Source organism: Flaviramulus sp. BrNp1-15, assembly GCF_022259695.1.
GTDB lineage: Bacteria > Bacteroidota > Bacteroidia > Flavobacteriales > Flavobacteriaceae > BrNp1-15.
This window is the reverse complement of the sequence record NZ_CP092099.1, coordinates 1,983,381-2,007,415: the sequence shown is the minus strand read 5'-3', so window position 1 is coordinate 2,007,415 and position 24,035 is coordinate 1,983,381. Positions and strand designations below refer to the sequence as shown.

Below are 24,035 nucleotides of genomic sequence, written 5' to 3'. Positions count from 1 at the left end.
TATGATATAAATTTACCTTAATAACATAATCCCAACTAAACAATATTTTGCGAGTTATGATACTTTTTTTGCCTTAAATTTAAAAATCAGGGAAAACATGAATTTTTATTATTGAATTTAGCGGTATTTAGGGTTAAAAATCCAATTTTCTAAAAAAAATATTTTTACATTCGTTAACTAAAATAGATTCAAATTCTCTTTTTAAAAATATAATTTCTTCTGAAAAATTATAATAACAAGAAAATGAATTTTACCAACTTATAGCTATTACAATTAATCTAACTGGTCAAACTATGAAAAAATATCTTTTTTTAATTTCAATAATATTTATAGTTAATAATCTATCTGCTCAATTAAAAACCTCAAAACTTTTTTCTAATAATATGGTCATTCAACAAAACCATAATATTAATGTTTGGGGTACATATACTTCAGGTAAAAAAATTAAAATAAAGTTTAATAAAAAAACACTAAAAACTAAAGCAGATAAAAATGGGGATTGGAAAGTAACATTTCCTGCTATAAAAGGTAGTTACAACTCTTATACTTTAACAATAAGTTCTGGTAAAGAAACCATAACTTATAATAACATTTTAGTTGGAGATGTATGGATTTGTTCTGGACAATCTAATATGGAATGGCCTTTAATAAAAACCGATAATGCTCAAGAAGAAATTGCTATTGCTAATGATACTTATATAAGACACTTTAAAGTTCCAACATCATCAGCAGAAAGTCCTGAAAAAACTTTAGCCGGTGGAACTTGGGAAGTAACATCACCAAACACAGTAAGCAATTTTACAGCTGTTGGTTATTATTTTGCAAAAAACATTAGAAAACACCATAACGTTCCTATTGGTTTATTAAACTCTACTTGGGGTGGCAGCAGAATTGAACCTTGGATGAATGCCAAAACACTTAATATAGAAAACCCTAAAGCTTTTCTTGAAGAAGTACAAAAAGAACAAAACGAAGCGTTTCTTAAAATGGCTTCAGAGTTAAAAACCAAATTCCCATATCTTACAGAAGAAGACGCAGGCACTGTTAATGGAGAAGCCATTTGGGTAAAACCTAATTTAAATGAAAGCGATTGGGTTAGCATAAATGTTCCTCAACTATGGGAAAGTCAAGGCTATAATGGTTTTGATGGCATTGCTTGGTATAGAACTACTTTAAATCTTACCAAAGAACAAGCAAACAATAGCGCTACGCTAAGCTTAGGTATGGTTGATGATTCTGATTATGTTTGGATAAACGGACAAAAAATTGGTGAAACTGTTGAGCAATACGACACAAAACGTATATACACTATAGACTCTAAATATTTAACTGCAGGTGATAATGTTATAACCGTAAAAGTACATGATACTGGCGGCGGTGGTGGTATTTATGGAAATCCTGAAGACCTGTTTTTTCAAACTTCAGACAAAAAAATATCGCTTGCCAAAACATGGAAGTTTAAAATTGGCTCCTATAGCAAGCCTTTTACTGGTGTTAACCAAGTACCAACACTTTTGTATAATAAAATGATTTATCCGCTATTAAATTTCCCAATAAAAGGGGCTATTTGGTATCAAGGAGAATCTAATGCAAATAACGAAACTGAGTCCAAAGAATACGCTACACTTTTCCCTAAAATGATAAAACAATGGCGTAACGACTGGAATTTAGGCGATTTTCCTTTTTTATGGGTTCAATTAGCCAATTTTATGCAAGCTCAAGAACCTAATACTCCAAGTAATTGGGCTTTGTTAAGAGCTTCGCAGTCAAGTACTCTTAAACTTCCAAATACAGCAGAAGCAGTAATTATTGATATAGGTGATGCCGATGACATACATCCTAGAAATAAAAAAGACGTTGGTTATAGGCTATCGTTAGGAGCTAGAAAATTAGCATACAATGAAAATATTCTTTACTCTGGACCAACATACAAAAGCTCAGAAATTAATGGAAACAAAATTGAAATTACTTTTAATTATACAGAAAGCGGACTTAATAACACAGATAAATATGGTTATGTAAAAGGCTTTACCATTGCCGGAGCCGATAAAAATTTTGTTTGGGCAAAAGCAGAAATAAAAGATAATAAGGTTATTGTTTGGAGTGATGCTATCAAAGAACCTAAATATGTTCGTTATGCATGGGCAGATAACCCAGACGATGCCAATTTATATAATAATGAAGGGTTACCAGCAACTCCATTTAAAACAGATGAATAATTAAAGTTTTGGTTATGAAAATTGAATATAATTCTAAATACCCTTCTATTGAAGATTTAAGAGCTAAAGCCAAAAAGAAAATACCAAAGTTTGCTTTTGAATATTTAGATGGCGGTTGTAACGAAGATGTCAATCTAGATAAAAACACCTCCGAAATAAGAGAAGTTGAAATAAAACCATACTATCTTAACAACCACATAAAGTCCGAAATGAAGACTAATTTATTCGGACATGAATATGATGCTCCTTTTGGTATTGCTCCTGTTGGTTTACAAGGATTAATGTGGCCTAATTCTCCAGAAATATTAGCAAAAGCAGCTTTTGATCATAATATTCCTTTTGTTTTAAGTACTGTAACAACAAGCAGTATTGAAAAAATTGCCGAAATTACTGAAGGGAAAGCTTGGTTTCAATTATATCATCCCGCCGAAAATAGTTTAAGAGACAATATTATTAAGAGAGCTTCAGAAACTGAATATCCTGTGTTAGTTTTACTTTGCGATGTACCAACCTTTGGTTATCGTCCTAGAGATATTAGAAACGGTTTAGCAATGCCTCCTAAAATGTCTCTGAATAATATTTTACAAGTTCTTAAAAGACCTGAATGGGCACTTAAAACACTAAAACATGGACAACCAAATTTTGAAACTTTAAAACCATATATGCCTAAAGGTTTAGATTTAAAACAATTAGGAAAATTTATGGACGAAACATTCTCAGGAAGGTTAAATGAAGAAAAAATTAAGCCAATTAGAGATATGTGGAAAGGTAAATTAGTCCTAAAAGGCGTTGCCACAGAAGAAGATGCACAAACTGCTATAAGATTAGGATTTGATGGCATTATTGTATCCAATCATGGCGGTAGACAATTAGATGCTGGTCAATCAACTATTAAACCATTAGTACCAATAGCTAATACGTATGGAGATAAAATTAAAGTAATGATGGATAGCGGTTTACGTTCTGGACCAGATATAGCCAGAGCCTTAGCAAGTGGTGCAGAATTTACTTTTTTAGGTAGAAGTTTTATGTATGGGGTTTCTGCTTTGGGTAATCAAGGGGGAAATCACACTATTTCAATTTTAAAAACACAATTACAACAAGTTATGGAACAAATTTGTTGCAAAAAAGTTGAAGACTTCCCTAATCACCTCATTAAAATGAAATAAAAAGGTAGTTTCTTTCTAACAATAATAGCTTTCTTATTAATTAACTCTATTACTTATAGAATAAATGAAATATTTGTTTATTTTTATAAGTGTATAAAAAACACTTATTATGAAAACCTATACGCTTCTATTACTTTTAATAATTACTATGTCTTGTAGTAAAAAACAAGATGATACTTTTTTTGAAAATTCAGATAAAACAATAAAAGTTAATTTTGAGCTCAACTCAAATAATTCTCCAACTTACAAAGTATTTTATAAAAATAAAACTATAATAGATTCATCACTTTTAGGAATTATTAGAGAAGACTCAAATTTTTATAGCAATCTAGAAATTATAGAAATAACAGGTCCAAACCCAATAAAAGATGATTACACATTGTTTCATGGAAAAAGAAAGAATAATTCATATCGAGCCAATCAATATGTTGTTCATATGCAAAATGAAACAGGAATATTAATGGATATTATTTTCAATTTATCGCATGATGGGTTTGCTTTTAAATATTATTTTCCAGAAACTAGTTCAGACATAAAAAAAATTATTGAAGAAAAAACAACCTACAATTTCACATCTAATACCAAAGCTTGGTTACAACCCATGGCAAAAGCCAAAACAGGTTGGAGTAATACCAATCCTTCTTATGAAGAAAATTATTTAATGGATATAAATTTAGATACAAAATCTCCAATTGGTGAAGGTTGGGTATACCCTGCTCTTTTTAAGAATGATAGTGTTTGGGCTCTTGTTTCAGAAACTGGATTAAAAGAAAACTATTGTGGTACTAGGCTTAAATACAATAACACTGAACAAGCATTACAAGTTACATTCCCTCAACCAGAAGAGGTTTTTCCCAACGGAGCTTTAAACCCTGAATCACAAACACCATGGGAAACACCTTGGCGTATTATTGCTTTAGGAGATTTACCAACGGTTACAGAAAGTACTTTGGGTACTGATTTAGCTGATCCTGCTATTGATATGGACACCAATTTTGTAAAAGGTGGTCTATCCTCATGGAGCTGGGTTTTATTAAAAGACGATTTTACCAATTTTGAAACCTCTAAAAAATTTATTGATTACGCTAATAATATGAATTGGCCTTACTGTTTGATTGATGCAGACTGGGATCGTAAAATAGGGTATGAAAAGATGCATGAATTAACTAAATATGCCAAAACTAAAAATGTAAAAGTTCTAGTTTGGTATAACTCTGCAGGAAGCTGGAATACTACACCATATACTCCCAAAAGCAAATTAATAACAAAAGATAATCGTAATACTGAATTTAAAAAGCTAAATGATATTGGTGTCTCTGGTGTAAAGATTGATTTTTTTGGTGGTGATGGACAATCTATGATTAAATACTACCACGATATTTTAAAAGACGCTGCTGAATATAAATTACTAGTTAATTTTCACGGTACAACGCTTCCTCGTGGTTGGCAACGCACCTATCCTAATTTGATGACTATGGAATCTATAAAAGGTGAAGAGTTTGTAACGTTTGTTCAGGAAAATGCAGATTTACAGCCAAGTCACTGTACAATGCTTCCTTTTACTAGAAATGTTTTCGACCCAATGGATTTTACACCAATGGCTCTAGATACTATTCCAAATATTACGAGAAAAACAACAAAAGCTTTTGAACTTGCTCTACCAGTCTTATTTACTTCAGGTATTCAACATATTGCTGAAATTCCGGAAGGCATGCAAAAACAACCTGATTATATAATTGATTATTTAAAAGACATACCTGTAGATTGGGATGAAAGTAAATTTGTTTCAGGATTTCCTGGTAAAGATGTTGTAATGGCTAGGAGAAAAGGTGATACTTGGTTTGTTGTAGGTATAAATGGAGAGAATGATGAGAAAAATATTGCTTTAGATTTATCTTTCATAAAAAATAAAAATGGTGTTTTAATAACTGATAAAGACGGTAATTTCAATAAAATTGATATTAACAGTAACAATCTTAAAACTATTAAACTACAACCTCATGGAGGGTTTGTAATGACATTTTAGCATATAAAAAAATCGGGATATGATTTCATATCCCGATTTAACAATCAATCATAAATAAACTCAATAAATTTAAGATTTTCCGTTAAAAAATAACATTACTGCTATCACTACCAGTACTACAAGAATAGATATAGTTACATCTACCCAGTTATAACTGCTTTTATTTTTAGATTTTTCTTCTTCAGAAATAGTTACAAACGTTAAGTTTTTTACTTTTTCTTCACTTGGTGCTTGCGTTAACCAACTTACTACAATAATTAATATGATACAGAATAAGAAGAACCAAGACCCAAATGATAAAAAGTTCATATCACCTAAATAATATAAAATACTATCCTGACTAAACGAATCCTTAACAAGCTCTAAAACAATTCTTATAGCTGCTACTACTAAGCCTACAATTAAGGTAACAAATGCACCTGTACCATTAATTCGTTTAGAGAAAATACCTAACAAAAACACCGCAGTAATTGGAGGTGCAATGTACGATTGCACACTTTGCAGATACTCATATAATACACCAGAAATATTTGCCATAACAGGAATCCATAACATTCCTATTACCACAATGACACCTGTCGCTATTTGACCTGTTTTTACTAATTTTTTCTCAGGAGTATTTGGTCTTAATTTTTTATAAATATCAATTGTAAATAATGTAGAACAAGAGTTAAATACCGATGCTAATGAGCTCATTAATGCTGCTAATAAACCTGCTGCAACTAAACCACGTAAACCAGATGGTAATAAATTACTCATTAACACAGGAAAAGCTTGGTCTGGGGAATCCCAGTGTAATTCTCCTCTCATTTTTAATGCTAAAGCAATAATACCAGGTACTAAGAATAAAAATACAGGTAATAACTTTAGAAAAGCTCCAAAAATAGTTCCTCTTCTACCCTCTTTTATGTTTTTAGCAGTTAATACACGTTGTACAATATATTGGTCTGTACACCAATACCAAATACCTGTAATAGTACTCGCTATTAACAATGGTAACCAAGGAAAATCTGGATCGTCCATAGAACGCCACATATTTAAATATTCTGGTGAAACAGTTTGAGTCATGCTCGCCCAACCACCAACTTTATCTAAACCTATAATAGTTAAAGCTGCTGCCCCAATAACTAGCAAAACCGCTTGCAATGTCTCGGTATACACTACTGCACGCATACCTCCTAAAACGGTGTAAATCCCTGTAAGTATTACTGTTGCAAGTGCACCTGTCCAGAAATCAATACCTAATAATGCTGAAACTACAATACCTCCTGCGTAAATAGTAACAGAAATTTTAGTTAACACATAAGCAACTATTGAAAAAACAGAAAGCACCCAACGCGAACGTGCATCAAAACGTTTTTCTAAAAATTCTGGCATAGTAAACACGCCACTTCGTGCATAAAAAGGAAGAAATATCCAACCGAGCATTAATACAACCCAGGCTTGAATTTCGTAAATTAACATTGGTAATTTATCTCCTGCCCCTGCTCCTGCTAGTCCTACAACATGTTCTGAGCCGATATTAGATGCAAAAATGGAAGCGCCCACTACAAACCATCCAACATTTTTTCCTGCAAGGAAATAATCCTCGGTAGTTGTGTTTTTCTTCCTAATGACCCAAACAGCAATCCCTGCTAATACTAAAAAGTAAAAGACAATTGCTATCCAATCATATAAATCTAAAGTTTGCATAATTAGTATAGTTAGTTTATTAATTATTTAGTTGAGAATTTAAATATTGTTTTAGTTGAATAGGTTTCTCCTGGTTTTAAAACCGTTGATGGAAAATCTTTCTGATTGGGAGAATCTGGATAATGTTGCGTTTCTAAACAAAACCCAGTCCTGTGGTCATAATTCCCACCATTTGGCATTGGTAATGTACCATCTAAAAAGTTACCTGTATAAAATTGTATTGCGGGTTCTTCAGATAAAATTTCCATAAAACGACCGCTAGTTTCGTCGTAAGCTGAGGCTACAAAACGCATATTTCCTTTTTCACCATTTAATACCCAGCAATGGTCGTAACCTTGTCCTCGCTTTAACTGCTCGTTATCTACGTTAATTTCTTTTCCAATTTTTTTAGCAGAATTAAAATCAAAAGGTGTTCCTTCTACTTTTCTAATTTCTCCTGTTGGAATCAACGTTGCATCAACTGGTAAATACGCATCAGCATCAATAACCACATCATGATTTAAAATATCTTTTGAAAAATCTCCTGTTAAATTAAAATATGCATGTTGGGTTAAGTTTAGAACTGTAGCTTTATCTGTAGTTGCTTCATAAGTTACTTCAACAGCATTATCTTTAGTTAACTTATAGATAACTGATACATTTAAATTTCCAGGATAACCTTCTTCTCCATCTTTACTCATATAGGTTAATTTTAGAGATGAGTTTTCTTTTCCTTCTATTGGTGTTGCTGTCCAAACTACCCGATCAAACCCATTGACTCCACCATGCAAATGATTAGAACCATCGTTTGTTGCTAAGGTATACTCTACACCTTCAAGAGTGAATTTTCCTTTGGCAATTCGGTTGCCAAAACGACCAATTAATGCACCAAAAAAAGGATTATCTTTTTGGTAATCTTCAATATTATCAAAGCCTAAGACTACATTTTCTAATTTACCTTCTTTGTTTGGTACTTTTAATGATGTAATTCTACCTCCATAAGTAATCACATTCATCTCAACACCATTAGCATTTATTAATGTGTATTGTTCTATTGCAGTGCCATCTTCAGTTTTACCAAATTCAGATTTTTCTATTACCAGTTTATCTTCTACAATATTTTCTGGCATTTCTGATGTTTTATCTTTTTTTGATTCTTTACACTGAATGTTCAAACTTGCAAACAAAGTGAACGCAAGAAAATATAGAACAGGTTTTAAGCTTTTCATGGTTAATTAGTTTATTGGTTGTTGTTATAAGCGATGCTGAAACATATTAAAATAAGCTTCGTTAGCATTCATTGTATTTTTAAAGTTTCTCACCTTAGTATCTTCGTCTATCACTAATAGTTCAATGCCAGTTATGTCTGCAAAATCCTCCATATACTCTGTTGTTATTGCTTGAGAATACACGGTATGATGCGCGCCACCTGCTAAAATCCAAGTGGTTGCTGCGACATCTAAATCTGGTTTTGCATCCCAAAGCACACGTGCAACAGGTAATTTTGGTAAATCTCCCATTGGTTTTACAGCTTCTACCTCGTTTACAATCAACCTGAAACGGTTACCCATATCTACTAAAGAAGCGTTTATTGCAGGTCCTTCTGGTGAATTAAAAACTAAACGCACAGGATCTGCTTTTCCTCCAATACCTAATGGGTGTACTTCACAAGATGGTTTTGCATCTGATATTGTTGGACAAATTTCTAACATATGAGACCCTAGAACATAAGCCTTTTGGGGTGTAAAGTGATATGTATAGTCTTCCATAAACGAAGTCCCTCCTTCTAAACCGTGCGCCATCACCTTCATAACTCTTACCATTGCGGCGGTTTTCCAGTCGCCTTCGCCACCAAATCCGTAACCATCAGCCATTAAACGTTGTACTGCTAAACCTGGTAATTGTTTTAAATCACCCAGATTTTCAAACGTATCTGTGAAGGCTTTAAAACCACCTTCATCTAAAAAAGCACGTAAACCTATTTCTATTTTTGCAGCTTCAACTAGAGAATTTCTCATGTTTCCAGCTGCTTTTAAGTTATCTGACAGATTATATTCTGCTTCGTAAGTTTTAATTAAATCTAATACCTGTTGATCTGTTACCGCATTTATTTTTTCAACAACATCTGAAGAATCATAACCATTTACAGAAAACCCAAAACGAATTTGAGCTTCAACTTTATCACCTTCGGTTACTGCAACTTCTCTCATATTGTCTCCGATACGAGCTACTTTTAAGTTTCTCATTTCGTCCCAACCAAGAGCAACTCTCGACCAAATGCCAATTTTTTTATGCACGCGTTCTTCCTTCCAGTGTCCAACAACAACTTTACGTTTTTTACGCATACGTGACATAATGTATCCAAATTCGCGATCTCCATGAGCAGATTGATTTAGATTCATGAAATCCATATCGATGTCATTCCAAGGAATTTCTGCATTAAACTGTGTATGTAAGTGACATAGAGGTTTATTTAAAATATTTAAACCTGCAATCCACATTTTTGCAGGTGAAAAAGTATGCATCCAAGTGATAATACCAATACATGTTTTTGATGCATTTGCTGCCTCACACAAAGCTGTAATTTCTGCTGGTGTTTTTACGGTTGGCTTAAAAACAACCTTCACAGGAATGTGATTTGAAGCATCAAAACCTTTTGCAATTTCTTGTGAATTTTTTGCAACTTGGTTTAAAGTTTCTTCTCCGTAAAGATGTTGACTACCCGTTACAAACCAAATTTCTTTATTTGAAATATCAATCATTTTCTTACTATTTATTGTCCGTAATATGCATTTTTACCATGCTTACGTTCGTAATGTTTTTTTATTAATGAATCTTTTAATCGTGGCGCATCAGGATTAATTTGTAGTGTTAAATACGCCATTTCCGCAACAACTTCTAAAACCTTACTATTATATACGGCTTTGGCTGCGTTTTTTCCCCAAGTGAAAGGACCATGATTTCCAATTAAAATCATTTCTACTTCTTTGTGTGATAATTTTTTATCCTTAAAGCAATCTAAAATTTGAATTCCTGTGTTATGCTCGTAGTTTCCTTCAATTAAACTATCATTCATAGGTGGTGCACAAGGAATATCTGCTGTTAAATGATCTGCATGTGTTGTTCCAAAAATTGGTATATCTTTTTGTGCTTGTGCCCATGCGCAAGAAAATTTGGCATGTGTATGTGCTACGCCACCTATATCATCCCAATTTTTATATAAATAAGCATGTGTTTTTGTATCTGATGAAGGACGCATTGTACCTTCAATAATAGTATTATCGTAATCTAAAATTACTATGTCTTCTGGTTTTAAAGTCTCGTAAGGCACTCCACTAGGCTTAATAGCAAATACACCATTAGCTCTGTCTACAGCACTTACGTTACCAAAGGTATATACTACAAGATTTAACGCATTAAGCTGCATATTTGCCTCATAGCATTCTTCTTTAAGTGATTTATATTTGGTGCTCATATTCTTTTGATTTTATAGATTCTTCTACAAACTCACCTAACTTTTTATAGTCTTTCATAAAGTTTGCATAAGTTTTTACATAATTAGCTTGTGGAAAATATTCGGCTTCAAAATCGCTACCCATTACTTTGCTAGCCTCAACAACATTATCATAAATTCCGGCTGCTACTGCTGCATAAATAGCTGCACCCAAAGCTGGTGCTTGGTCAGATTCGGCAACCTTAATAGGCATGTTTAATACATTTGCTAAGGTTTGCATAATGAAGGGTGATTTACGTGCTACACCTCCTATACCAATAACAGTGTCAATTTTTACACCTTCGCTTTCAAAACGATCTACAATCATTTTTGAACCAAAACAAATCGCATTTACTAAGGCTTTAAATATATGTGGCGCTTTTGTTCCTAATGATATGCCTGTAAACGCTGCTTTTAATTCTTGATTAGCATCTGGTGTTCTTCTACCATTTACCCAATCTAAAGCAATTGGAACAGCTTCTTCTAACGGAATTTGTTCTGCTTGTTCTGCTAAGGTTCTTATAAAATTAGCTTCAATTTCTTCTTTAAGTTTTTCCTTTTGCTCTTCAGAAAGGATTGAAGATTTCATAACTAAATTATCAATTGGCCAATCTAATACATTTTTAAACCAAGCCAAGACATCACCAAAAGCCGATTGACCTGCTTCTAAACCAATCATTCCCGGAATAACCGAACCATCTACTTGCCCACAAATTCCTTTAACACAATTGCTACCAATAACCTCTTGGTCTGCAACCATAATATCGCAAGTTGAAGTTCCCATAACACGTACTAAGGCATGTCTATTTACTTTAGCCCCAACGGCCCCAGAATGTGCATCAAAAGTACCAACTGCTATTACAGTATTAGTAGTTAAGCCTAATTTATCTGCCCATTTTTGATTTAGATTTCCTGCAACTTCATCTGATGTATATGTTTCATCATAAAGATTATCTCTTAAATCTGCTAAATATGGATCTAATTGACTTAAAAATGCTTTATCTGGCAAACCACCCCAGCTTTCGTGCCACATCGCTTTATGACCAGCAGCACAACGACTTCTTTTAAATGAGGCTAAATCTTGATTATCAACTAACATATAAGTCATATAATCGCAATGTTCCATCCAAGTATATGCTGCTTCTTTTACTGCCTTGTCTTCTCTTGTTACGTGTAAAATTTTTGCCCAAAACCATTCTGAAGAATAAATTCCACCTTCATATTTCGTATAATCCTCTCCTCCCCAACTTCTTGATAGTTCATTAATTTCATTGGCTTCTTTAACAGCTGTATGGTCTTTCCAAAGTATCATTAAAGCATTAGGGTTTTCCTGAAAACTATCAACTAAAGCTAAAGGTGTTCCTTCTTTTGTAACTGGAAGCGGTGACGAGCCCGTTGTATCTATACAAATACTAACTACAGATTCTGGTAAAACATGACTTTGTGAAAGAACAGATTTTATGGTATGTTCTAACCCTTCTATATGATCTAAAGGATGTTGCCTAAATTGATTAATTCCTGCGTTACAATACTTTTGTTCTTTCCATTTTGGATACCAAAAAACCTCTGATGCTAACTCTGCTCCATTTTGTGTATCAATCAATACAGCTCTTACAGAATCTGAACCATAGTCTAATCCTATAACATATGTTTTCATTTATTTATTTATTTATGAATCTAGCCTACATAATAATTTTTCTCCTAATAGAATAATTCATGTAGTTTCATTTTAACATTATTAAACAACAAATATAAATTATAAATTTATATAAGTGTGTTTATAACACTTATATTTTTATTTTAATCACATTCATAGATTGACTCTTTAATTGAATCACTATTTTTTCATCTATTATTTCAAATTCTTCTGATAATAAAGTGATGTTATTAGGTTTTTCAAATGAATTTAAAGCTAATAAATCATCACTTCGTAAAATTGTAATCGTTCCTTTTCCTTTTAATAGCGTACCACTAGTAGAAATAACAATGGTTTGATTCTCTTTACTTGTATTAACAGCTTTTATAATGAGATTATTAGTTTTTACATCTTTTACTGCGGAAGCAAATAATTCATTTTGACCGATTAATGGTTTACCATTTTGAGTAATTTTTAAAAGATCGGTTCCAGGATTGTTTGAAAATAATTTTTGCACATAATAATTTGGTGTTCCATAAGACTCCAAATTATTAAACCAAATAAGATCAGGTGCCCATTGCCATCCTTTTTCGTGAGCCATTAAAGGTGCATAAGCTGTTAAATGAACTACATCGGCATTACGTTCTAAACCAGTCATAAAAGCAGCTTCAGATAATGCGGCATCCCAATTATTCTCTTTTGGCCCGTTGTCAACACCTTTTGGGTGTGCAGCATATTCTCCTGCAAATACTTTAACCCCATCACGATCATAACTATCATAACGATCTGCATTAGCTCTAAACCATTCTGGTGGTCTATAGTAGTGTTCATCAGCTAGAGCAGCATTCAATCTTTTTAATTGTTCCCATCCATAGTCAAACATATCTCCATCTGGAAAAGGACCCGGTGTGGAGACTATAATAATATCAGGATATTTTTCACTAATGGCTTTTACAAAAACTTCATATCGTTCAAAATACTCTGGCCCCCATTGCTCATTTCCAATACCAAGATATTTCATGTTAAAGGGTTCTGGGTGACCCATTTCAGACCTTAGTTTTCCCCATGGAGTTTCAATATCTCCATTAGCAAATTCAACTAAATTTAAAGCTTCCTGTACATAAGGATCTAAATTTTCCAATGGTACCAATTCCCCTGTATTGAATTGACAAGCCATCCCACAACCTAAAATTGGAATAGGTTCTGCACCCAGATCCTCGGATAATTGAAAGTACTCGAAAAACCCTAAACCAAAACTTTGAAAATAATCATGAGCTGGTCTATGATCAAATAAATTGTTCCATCTGTTAATTAAGAGTTCGCGCTCTAAAACAGGACCTACTGTTTTTTGCCATTGATAACGCTGTGCTAGACTACGTCCTTCTACTATACATCCTCCTGGAAAACGAAGAAATCCTGGATTTAAGTCATCTAAAAGTTCTACTAAATCTTTTCTTAAGCCTTTTTTTCTTCCTTTCCAAGTATCTTGTGGAAACAGAGAAATCATATCCAAATCAACACTTCCAGTACCTTCAAATGTGATTTTAAGCATTGCTTTTGCCTCTGTCTTATTAGGCATTAAAACCGCTTCATAAGTTTTCCAATCGTCATTTTTTGGTTTAAAATCCGTCGAAGCAAGAATAATACCAGTACTATCAACTAATGAAAAGTTGATTTTTTCGATTCCTTCATTATGTGCCATCATAACGGAAAGATCATATCGTTTTCCTTGTTTTAACCCAATTCCACGAAAACCTTCATTGATTAATTCATAATTATCATCATTATGAACAACTGTATGGCTATACTTTTTATTTCCTCCTTTTGGAGTAACATAATTGGTGATTTTTGCAAAACCTGAGTTTCCATTTAATGAAGGTCTAGCACTATTTGGTTGTTTCCACCCCATCTTTGCATCTGGGAATTCAAATGAACGATTTTTAATAAGTTCAGCATACAATCCACCGTCAGCACTAAAATTTATATCTTCAAAGAAAATACCATACATCGTTGGTTGAATTTTTATACCTGTATCTTTTAAATCGACAACTAGATTGACAGTTTTATTTGAAGTTGAAGTGGTTTCAGATACATTTTCTTCATCAACCTTATCTTTACAACTAACAAATCCACTGACTATTAAACCTATAAAAAATGTGTGTTTTAGAAATGACTGTTTCATCTTAATAAAATTGAAAGATTGGTTTACCGTTAGCATCAAACTTAACTTCCATCATTCTTGCATGACGGTTTGGATCATATAATGGGTCTGCAATAATCTCTTCTAGGGGTCTTTTATCACTTTTAGGAACAAACTCAGGGTCACCAACTGCATTTTCATAATCTCTGGCGTGATAAATACTTAATGGGTTTCCATTTTCATCTACTGTGAAGCTGTTGTGTCCTGGACCATAAATACTTTTTTCTTCATCGGTTTGCAATACGGGATATCTGGATTTTTTCCAAGAATTCCTATCCAATAAATCTGAATCTTCACCTGCTTCCATCATACCCATACAATAACATGCTCCAGTTGCGCTTGCAGAAAATGTAATGTAAATCTTTCCTTCATTTTTGATAACAGCTGGACCTTCATTCACCCAAAAATCAATTCGTTCCCAATCGTAATCTGGTGTAGTTAGCATGAATTGAACGGTTTTTAATTTAATTGGCGATTCCATTTCGGCTAAATATAAATTAGAAGCAGCAAATTGTCCGCCTGTTTTTTCTGCCCAACAGAAATATCGCTTCCCTTTATTTTCAAAAACAGTCCCATCTAAAGAAAAATCAATAAATGTTTTGTTATCGCCTTCTGCAGGTTGCATTTGCCCAAGCTCAATCCATTCATCTCTTAATGGATCTTGACCTTGACATTCCAAAACATAAGGTCTTAATTTCCAAATATCTTCCTCTTCACTTGCAGCAAAATACACGTACCATTTTCCGTCTAAATAATGAATTTCTGGTGCCCATATATGACGACTCATTGGACCGCTTTTATGCTTATGCCATACATTAAATGTTTTAGCATCTTGTAATTCTGATATCGTTTTAGCTTTTCTTAATTCAATTCTATCATAAGTAGGGACTGAACCTGTAAAATAGTAATAACCATCAGTATGTTTATAGATAAACGGATCAGCACGTTGCTCTACAATTGGTGCATTTTTATCTAAACTATTCATCTTATATATTTAATTTTAGTTTGATTTTCTCATAATAAGTATCTGTGATTTTATATCGAAACATCAACAATCCCATAATCACATGAAAAACACCTGGAATAATAGTAAGCATTAAGGCTAAACCTACTAATGCTGTTTCACTTTGTACAGCATCTGGAATGTAGCCAAAAAAGTCTAGCAAATACCCAACTGTTGCACCAGCTATTCCCATTCCTGCTTTTTGAGCAAATGAAATACCTCCAAAAGACAAACCTGAAACACGTTTTCCAGATTCTGCGTGTCCGTAATCAACAGCTTCTGCAATTGCTGACCAAAAAACTGGTGCATGTAAATCGACCACAAAAGATAAGATAAAATACAATATGTAAGCTAAAACCATATCACCTGGTTTAATAACAAAGAACATAACTAAACTAATTATACCAACAGCTAGCTGCGTGTATTTGAACATTTTTACCTTGCAGTATACTTTGGTAATAAATGTTGATGCTGGCATTGCTAAAATTGCTGCTACTACTCCAGTAGCCATAAAAGTAGACTGTACGCTTGCATCTCCTCCAAGGAAATATTTGGCATAGAAAATTGCTACTGAACCTCGAATAACATAACCAACAGTTCCTGTAAAACAAACACCAAATAAGAGGGTCCATTGTCCGTTTTTAATCAACAACTTGAATTGCTCAAACAAAGGTGTTTTATCTACAACATGTTCTACACGTTCTTTAGTAGTAAAGAAACTAAATAAGAAAAGAAGTGTACCCATAAGTGCCATTAAACCCATAGCTAATTGATATCCTCTTGCTATATCATTTTTACCTAGTTTTTCTGCTAAAATTGGCACAACTATAGAAACTAAAAAAGCAGCTATTTTTGCAAAGAATAAACGATAACCATTGGCAGATAACTTTTCTTTTGGATCGCTAGTTAACACACTTATTAATGAAATATAAGGTATTGTAACTGATGTAAACATGATAGTTACAAAAATATATGTGATGTAAGCATATATTAATTTACCTGTATAATCAAAACCTGGTGTTGTGAATGTTAAAAAAACAGATAAACCAAAAGGCACAGATAAATACAGAAAATAATGTCTGTATCGACCCCATTTTGTTGTGAATTTATCGGTTATTAATCCCATAAGAGGATCGGTTATTGCATCAATAAACCTTACTAAAAGAAACATTAATGCCATATCTGTTGCTTTTAGACCATATACATCTGTGTAAAAAAATGTAATAATAAGAAACATAGAAGAGATTACAACGTTTACTGCTGCATCACCAGAACCATATCCTATTTTTTCTAAAATGCTTAATTTTTGATTATCTGATTTCATTTCTTTTTAGTGATTTAATTTTAAATCGTTAATTAAAACAATCAATTCTGTTATTTTAGTTGATTTTATTAAAAGGTTAATCTTATTAATGAAATTGCTTGTCTTGGCATGTTTAATTCAATACTTACTTTTCCTTCATCAATACTTTTCCATTCAGGTGAAGAATAAATTTGTAACTGGCCTGCTTTTTCAAGGCTTTCTATTTGACTTTTTGTTGGGTTTTGAGGTGAGCCCATTTTTTTCCAGAGTGTGTATGAATTACTTAACTCTTGATCTACCCTGTAATGATTTATCAAAACTTTTTTTGATGGAACATTATCAATGGTTAAATTCACTAAAGAAGAAGGTACATCCAAATCATTATTATCATGATAATTCCAAACCATGACAGTTATAGAATTTTCACTTTTTGAGGCAATAGCATTAATATCTGGGTTTTCTCCTCTTACACTTTCGTCTCTAACTTTTAAAAAATCATAAGATAAGTTTTCCTGATTTACTTTTATTCTCTGCCCTTCCATCATACCAAACATCCTGAAAACATTTAACACTGGTTTATCTACACCATTAGTAGCCATGTCTCTAAAACCAGCATACCAAGGTTGGTTTTCAAACTCAAAACCCCAAGTTACAGCCCCTAAAAGATTTACACCAAAATGATCAGCCAATTCGTATTTTCTTGAAAATGATGCAGCAGTATAACTGGCATACATAGTTCCATTTCTATAAGCATTATGTGGATAATCGGCTTCTGAACATGCGGCACAACCTTCAGGATCAGATTCACCAATAATAATAGGTAAGTCTTTAAATTCTGGATATGAAGCTACAATTTCAAAGCCTTTACTAATATCACTCAACTGTGCACCCATATTCATTTGAACCATCCCATCAACCACTTTAGGGCTTCCTTTAGCATGAAACGTTATAAAATCAAGTGGAGACCCAATTTCTCCAGTTACATAGTTTTTCCCACTTTTAACATGATCTAAAAAAGTGCGCAAAAATTCTTCTGCAACGTCCCATCTAGGGCCTGTAGTTTCTGGTCCTCCCATTTTTGCTGTTGGCAATGCTCTTTTTACCGCATCGGCGCTGTAGTCATAAAGTTTAATGTATTCTTCGGTTGTACCTTGCCAATAGCCAATATTCGGCTCGTTCCAAAGTTCCCAGTACCAACTCTCTACTTCTTCCTTACCATATCGCTCCACACAATGTGAAACCCATTGATAAACCAATTCTGCCCATTTTTCATAATCTTTTGGTGGGTATGCCCATCCGGTATAAATATCTTCATATTTCGCACCAGGTTTCCAATAATGACGATATGGTTCAGGTTTTGCTGATAATGCTTCTGGCATAAAACCTATTTGGGCAAAAGGTTTCATACCTCTTTCAATGTAAGTATCAAATATTCTATCGACAATAGTCCAATCATAAATTGGGTTTCCGTTTTCATCTTCGGTATAAGCATTAGTTGAACCCCATTTAAGTGCATGAGTACCTTCACCTGTTACCAACAAACTGTGGGTGCGAATAAAAACAGGAACCGGACTAAATGAAGCAATCTCAGAAAGCAGTTTTTTTCCGTCTTTCATGTAAGTATAGTTAGGTTCGTCATAACCCCACCAAGACCAGATAGGTTTCATTGTCCCTATTTCTTCATTTGCGTCAATTTTTATTTCTAATGGTTTTTCCTGACCATTTCCTGAAAATTGAAATAGGCAAACCCCAATAAAAAATAAAATTTTAAAAATGTACTTGGTTTTTATCACACTAACTAAATTATTTAAAAATTACTCTTTGATTGGCAACCATACCTTCATCTTATTTACTCCTCTGTTAGACCAAGCATAGTAAGGAATGGCTTTTAAATTTTCATTCGAAATAGTATTAACACCCTCTAAAATATTTTGCTTTTGAACAGTAAATTTGTCGTTAGGTGACACCGTAATTTTATCGAATTTTGTATTATCAACCTCTTCTACTGCATATACTAATGGTCCATACTCTAAGGATAGTTTACCTCTATCTTCTACAACTTTATCGTTAGCTTTAACGGTTCTAACTTCCATTGGGAAAATTATTTCAATGTTGTCATCTGCTTTCCAATTTCTAGTTACTTCAAAATAGCCACCTCTTATTGAAGTTTCTACTTTTTTTCCATTAATACTAAGTGTTGGTTTTGCGTTAGAAATATTTGAATACGTGTATAAATCACTAGGTAACACTTCGTTTCTACTCCAACCTGGAACTCTAAATTTAACTGTAACTTCAGAATTTGCATCAACAGTGATGTTTACTGTTCCGTTCCAAGGGTAAGATGTTTGTTGGGTTACTTTAACTGTTTTCCCATCTAAATTGATGGTTGCATTGTTGGTTGCATATAAGTTAACGTAAACTGTGTTTTTACTTTTTGAATAAATCAAACCTGGAATTGATGGCACAAAACGAATAACATTGGTTGGACAGCATGAACAATCAAACCAAGATTGACGTGTACATGAGCCACGATTGGATTTATAAACACCATCAGATTCTAAAGCATTAGGATAGAAAAAGTTAGTTCCATCTAGCGATAATCCTGAAATTAAGCCATTATAAAGGGTACGTTCTAATACATCAAGATATTTAACATCACCCGTTAACTGATGTAGTTTGTGGTTCCAATACACACTCCCAATAGCTGCACAGGTTTCGCTATATGCAGTAAGGTTTGGCAACTCATAATTATCTCCAAACTGTTCTCCATCATGTTTAGCACCAATACCTCCAGTGATATACATTTTTTTACCAACCATATTTTCCCAAAGATTGTACGATGCTTTTTCGTATAGCGAATCTTTTTTTATAGCCGCAATATCTGTCATGGCTGCATACATATAAACCGCTCTCACAGAATGACCTGTTACTTCTGTTTGCTGAACCACTGGAATATGATCTTGCGAATATGGACCAAATAACTCATGGTTTTCAGGATTTCCACGATTATCCAAAAAGTACTTTGCAAGATTTAAATAATCCTCTTTACCCGTGATTTGATACAATTTAATTAATCCCGTTTCTATAATTTGATGTCCAGGAACTGCTTGAATTTTTTGCTCGCCTTCACCAAAAGTTTTCACCATTAAATCAGCATTTTTTAAAGCTATATCTAAAAAATTACGTTTACCTGTGGCTTTGTAATGTACTGCAGCTGCTTCGTATAAATGACCTGCGTTATACAACTCATGACTCATAAATAAACCATCCCATCGTACGCCTTTTTCAGTTTTAACCCAATGTGCTGGTGGTTTTGCAGGATTTATTGTGCGCCAAGTGGTTAAGTACCCATCTGCTTCTTGACCAACTTTTATGATGCTTACCAAAGAATCTAAAACGGTTTCCAACTCTTTATTTGGAGCACTAATCAATGAATTTGAAGCTCCTTCTATAATCTTATAAACATCGGTATCATCAAAAGGCATCGCTCCTTTTACTTCGCCTTCCATTTGTCCGCCAGCAATCAAAAAATTATCTAAACGACCTTCTTCTTCGCATTTAGTTATGGCATATTCTATAGTCTTCTCTTGAACACGTTTTATAATAGGCAACCAAAACTCATCTGTTACTTTTACATGTTGAATATCTACTGGTTCAATTTGATAGCCAGTTTTTGTTTCATCTGCTTTAGCAACGTCATTTTTATCTGACTTACAGTTGAGTAAAACAAGTGCGATTGATAAAATAAATATGTATTTTGATAGCTTCATAATTAATCCATTGGCTTTACTGTTGGCCAACCATCAACCCAAGTAATTTCTTTGACAATTAATTTTGGCTTACCATTATCACTGGCATCATAACCATGCATAAAGGTGTAATCTTTACCATTAAAAGTAAATACACTATTATGCCCTACACCATACCAGTTTTTGTTTCCTTCAATTACTAAAGAGCCTCCACCTGCTATGAGTTTTTTTCCATCTTTATCAACATAAGGTCCTGTAACTGTTTTTGAACGTCCAACCACCAATTTATAGGTACTATTTTCACCACGACAGCAAAAATCCCAAGACAAAAATTGATAGTAGTATTCACCTTTTTTAAAAATAAAAGGCCCTTCTAAAGCTGCATTTCCTGGATCGTCATCATCTAAACCTTTATCTCTATCTCGTCTTGCAATGGTGTGCCATTCTTCAGGTTGAGCAACTGATTTCAAATCAGGATTCATCTTTACCATTTTTAATCCGCTCCAAAATGAACCGAAAGACATCCAAGGTGTACCGTTTTCATCAAATATTAAATTTGGATCAATTGCATTCCATAAATCTCTGTTTGGTACAGATTGAATAACAATACCTTGATCTTCCCATTTGTAATTTTTGTCTTCTGGATTCAATGTAGAATTGGTTACTAACCCAATTGCAGAGGTGTTTTTTCCGAAAGCTGAAATTGAATAATATAAATAATACATTCCGTTATGAAGTGTAATATCTGGTGCCCAGATATGACCATTAAAACCAGGTGCTACATCTTTTGCCCATGTTGGACTTTCCGCAAATACACGATCTGCTTTTGTCCAAGTTTTTAAATCTTTTGAAGTGAAACTTGTAATTCCTGGTCCAGTACAAAACAAATAATAAGTATCGCCTTGTTTTGCCACAACAGGATCATGAGTTATTGGTTTATCGGTTTGTGCACAAGAAATAATGGATATAAAAAAAACAATTAGTGCTGCGTAATGGTTTATTAGTTTCATAATTTTTATTTTTGAATGCCTTCTGAAGTCATAATAACACGTTGAAGTGTTCCGTCTTCATTGTAATTTAATTTGTCAATACATACTGAACGTCTAAAACTTCCACCATTTGGTTGAATACCGCCAGTATGATAGATAAAATAATCTTCACCTTTATATTCAATAATCGCCTGATGGTTAGTGTTTGTATTACCAGCTAATTCGTTAAGAATACCCTTATATTCCCAAGGACCTTCAATAGATTTACTCATTGCATAAGCAGTTTTCTCTGGAAATTGATATGCATATGATAAATAGTACCAATCTCCTTTTTTATGAATCCAAGGTGCTTCTGTAAAGTTTGGTAAGTCTATGGTTTTAATGTCACCATCTAACTCAATCATATTGTCTTTAAGTTTTGCATAATAGCAGGCTGTGTTTCCCCAGAAAAGATATGCTTGACCATCATCATCAATAATTACTGATGGATCTATATCGTCCCAACGAATATCTGTTGCTTTGGTCATATCATTAGTAATTAAAGCTTTACCCAAAGCGTCTTTAAAAGGCCCTGTAGGACTGTCTGAAACCGCAACACCTATTGCTTTTCCGTAATTAGATTCATTATGTTCTACGGTTACATACCAAAAGAATTTTCCGTTACGTTCTATCACTTGTGCTGCCCAAGCATCTGCAATTGCCCATTTAAAATCGGACACTTTAAGAGGAACAGGATGCGACTCCCAATCGACCATATTTGTAGATGAAAACACGAGCCATTCATTCATTTTATAAAAGTTGAAATCGTTTGGAGCTTCATCATGTCCTGCATATAGATATACTGTATCATTATGTACGATAGCTGCAGGATCTGCAGTAAACACATCAGTAATTATTGGATTGTTAATTGCTTTTTCTTTAGTATTAGTTTCGACTTTTGTTAAAATAGACTCTTCTTGCTTAACTTCATTTTTACATGAAAAAAAAGAAAGGCTTATTATTACTGTTGAGTAAAAGCTTAATATTATATTTCTGCTATTCAATTTATATATTATTTAATTTATTTTTTTACCCCAAACAGCGGTACCTTCATTATTTAAACCAGATAATAAAATTGTTGAAGCTATCTTATTTTCCCAATCTCTACCTTTTTCTACATATAACTTATCTGTAAAACCGCTAGACCAATTTAGTGTTAACCAAGGCGCAGTATATGTCCATGAATTATTGGTGTCTCCATTTATTGAACCATCAGCATTTATTTCTAAATTTATGGAATACTGAAAATCTGCACTAAGTTGTTCATCTGCATATCCAGGTGTAACAGAATACCCTAATATAATTTCCTCGTAATTTCCAATGAGATCTGACTCTGAAATTGTTTCTTGTTCCACTGCTGCATATCTTTCAGGTGATACAATTGGCCAACCATCTTCGGTCCAATGAATTTTTCTAACATGTAAAACCATAAAAAAACTATTTTCACCCGGTCTTCCTTGGTGCGCCATGTAATACTGTCCATTACCATCATTAAAAACACCAGGATGAGAAACACCTTGCCAACCTGAATGATCATTAAATCTATATGGCGCTAAAATCATTGGAGTATTATCTACCTCAGTATTTATATCTAATCCATTATAGTCATAAAATGGTCCATCAGGATTATCACTTCTACCAACTCTTACATTGTATTTAGTTTGTAACCAATCATAGGCTATAAACATGTAATATTTTTGTTGTTGCTCATTGTATATAACCTCAGGTCCTTCAATATTTCCATTAACCGTTCCTCCTGTAAAACCACGTTGTGCAATTCGAGTTCCTTTATCTCCATTTACGGCATTAAGACCTGTTGTTGGATCTAATTTTAATTTATAAATACCATCCCATGCTGAACCATAATAAAACCAATGTTCTCCAGCAGGTGTTACAACTACAGCAGGATCTATAGCATTTGTTTGAATAGATCCATCTGCTTCAGAAGTTACTACCAAATCTTTTTCTAACCATGGTCCTTCGGGACTATCAGATGTTGCTAAACCGATAACGCTCAGCCTACCTACTTCTGAGGATAATGAATAATATAATCGAAATTCACTTCCTACTTTCATAACATATGGTGCCCATAACGAGTTAAACGGTTGAGTACCTTTACTCTGAATAAAAGCACTTCCCTTTGAAGGTAAAGCATTAAAAACCCAACCTACCCACTCCCAGTTGATTAAATCTGTGGATTTACGGATTTGAATACCAGGTCTAACATCAGAACCAAATGATACATCTGTATTATAACAATAATATGTGCCTCCCTCTTTAATTATCGAAGGATCGTGAACATTATATGGTCCCCAATTAGCTATATTCTCGACACCTGCAACATCGTAATAAGTGTCTGATATGTTATCTACTGTGTAAACTGTTGTAGTAGGTTCAGGATCGGGATCGGGGGTTGGAGTTGGGTTTGGTGTACCTTGCCCTCCAACTGGATCATCTTTAGAACAACTTACCAAAAGTGTTATTAAAAACAACCCCAGTATTACTATAAATTTAAAATTAAATTTTCTTTTATTCATA

The 24,035-nt window shown here is 33.4% G+C and carries 16 protein-coding genes; 3 read left to right on the top strand and 13 right to left on the bottom strand.

Annotated elements, in window-relative coordinates; genetic code table 11:
* Window positions 1-293 precede the first annotated feature (293 nt).
* The 3 genes from MBM09_RS08890 (at window position 294) to MBM09_RS08880 (ending at window position 5,414) form a co-directional block, all read left to right on the top strand.
* Window positions 294-2,219: a sialate O-acetylesterase gene (locus MBM09_RS08890; RefSeq protein WP_238673350.1), complete on the top strand. Its 1,926-nt coding sequence runs from the start codon at window positions 294-296 to the stop codon at window positions 2,217-2,219.
* A gap of 14 nt (window positions 2,220-2,233) precedes the next feature.
* Window positions 2,234-3,388 carry an alpha-hydroxy acid oxidase gene (locus tag MBM09_RS08885; RefSeq protein ID WP_238673349.1) on the top strand — a complete coding sequence of 385 codons (1,155 nt, stop codon included), beginning with the start codon at window positions 2,234-2,236 and terminating at the stop codon, window positions 3,386-3,388.
* Window positions 3,389-3,497: 109 nt separating this feature from the next.
* The gene (locus MBM09_RS08880) at window positions 3,498-5,414 is read left to right on the top strand and encodes a glycoside hydrolase family 97 protein (protein WP_238673348.1); all 1,917 of its coding nucleotides are present in this window, start codon (window positions 3,498-3,500) and stop codon (window positions 5,412-5,414) included.
* Between the two features lie 69 nt (window positions 5,415-5,483).
* Here the strand turns inward: MBM09_RS08880 and MBM09_RS08875 are convergent, their stop codons facing one another.
* The 13 genes from MBM09_RS08875 to MBM09_RS08815 form a co-directional block, all read right to left on the bottom strand.
* Window positions 5,484-7,106: a sodium:solute symporter gene (locus MBM09_RS08875; RefSeq protein ID WP_238673347.1), complete on the bottom strand. Its 1,623-nt coding sequence runs from the start codon at window positions 7,104-7,106 to the stop codon at window positions 5,484-5,486.
* Between the two features lie 23 nt (window positions 7,107-7,129).
* Window positions 7,130-8,314 carry an aldose epimerase family protein gene (locus MBM09_RS08870; RefSeq protein WP_238673346.1) on the bottom strand — a complete coding sequence of 395 codons (1,185 nt, stop codon included), beginning with the start codon at window positions 8,312-8,314 and terminating at the stop codon, window positions 7,130-7,132.
* 24 nt (window positions 8,315-8,338) lie between these two features.
* A complete protein-coding gene (gene araA / locus MBM09_RS08865; RefSeq protein WP_238673345.1) occupies window positions 8,339-9,847 on the bottom strand; it encodes an L-arabinose isomerase in 1,509 nt (502 codons plus the stop codon).
* A gap of 11 nt (window positions 9,848-9,858) precedes the next feature.
* Window positions 9,859-10,560 (bottom strand): L-ribulose-5-phosphate 4-epimerase, encoded by a 702-nt coding sequence (locus MBM09_RS08860; RefSeq protein ID WP_238673344.1) that lies wholly within the window; start codon window positions 10,558-10,560, stop codon window positions 9,859-9,861.
* The gene (locus tag MBM09_RS08855; RefSeq protein WP_238673343.1) at window positions 10,544-12,235 is read right to left on the bottom strand and encodes a ribulokinase; all 1,692 of its coding nucleotides are present in this window, start codon (window positions 12,233-12,235) and stop codon (window positions 10,544-10,546) included. Before MBM09_RS08855 ends, MBM09_RS08860 begins: the two co-directional genes overlap by 17 nt.
* A gap of 130 nt (window positions 12,236-12,365) precedes the next feature.
* A complete protein-coding gene (locus MBM09_RS08850; RefSeq protein WP_238673342.1) occupies window positions 12,366-14,396 on the bottom strand; it encodes an alpha-L-arabinofuranosidase C-terminal domain-containing protein in 2,031 nt (676 codons plus the stop codon).
* Window position 14,397: 1 nt separating this feature from the next.
* A complete protein-coding gene (locus tag MBM09_RS08845) occupies window positions 14,398-15,399 on the bottom strand; it encodes a family 43 glycosylhydrolase (protein ID WP_238673341.1) in 1,002 nt (333 codons plus the stop codon).
* 1 nt (window position 15,400) lies between these two features.
* A complete protein-coding gene (locus MBM09_RS08840; protein WP_238673340.1) occupies window positions 15,401-16,741 on the bottom strand; it encodes an MFS transporter in 1,341 nt (446 codons plus the stop codon).
* A 68-nt stretch (window positions 16,742-16,809) separates the two neighbouring features.
* Window positions 16,810-18,513 carry a beta-xylosidase gene (locus MBM09_RS08835; RefSeq protein ID WP_238673339.1) on the bottom strand — a complete coding sequence of 568 codons (1,704 nt, stop codon included), beginning with the start codon at window positions 18,511-18,513 and terminating at the stop codon, window positions 16,810-16,812.
* Between the two features lie 21 nt (window positions 18,514-18,534).
* Window positions 18,535-20,490 carry a glycoside hydrolase family 127 protein gene (locus MBM09_RS08830; protein WP_238673338.1) on the bottom strand — a complete coding sequence of 652 codons (1,956 nt, stop codon included), beginning with the start codon at window positions 20,488-20,490 and terminating at the stop codon, window positions 18,535-18,537.
* 2 nt (window positions 20,491-20,492) lie between these two features.
* Window positions 20,493-21,479: an arabinan endo-1,5-alpha-L-arabinosidase gene (locus MBM09_RS08825; RefSeq protein ID WP_238673337.1), complete on the bottom strand. Its 987-nt coding sequence runs from the start codon at window positions 21,477-21,479 to the stop codon at window positions 20,493-20,495.
* Window positions 21,480-21,484: 5 nt separating this feature from the next.
* The gene (locus tag MBM09_RS08820) at window positions 21,485-22,405 is read right to left on the bottom strand and encodes a glycoside hydrolase family 43 protein (protein WP_238676326.1); all 921 of its coding nucleotides are present in this window, start codon (window positions 22,403-22,405) and stop codon (window positions 21,485-21,487) included.
* Between the two features lie 108 nt (window positions 22,406-22,513).
* Window positions 22,514-24,034: an arabinan endo-1,5-alpha-L-arabinosidase gene (locus MBM09_RS08815; RefSeq protein ID WP_238673336.1), complete on the bottom strand. Its 1,521-nt coding sequence runs from the start codon at window positions 24,032-24,034 to the stop codon at window positions 22,514-22,516.
* Between the last annotated feature and the right edge of the window lies 1 nt (window position 24,035).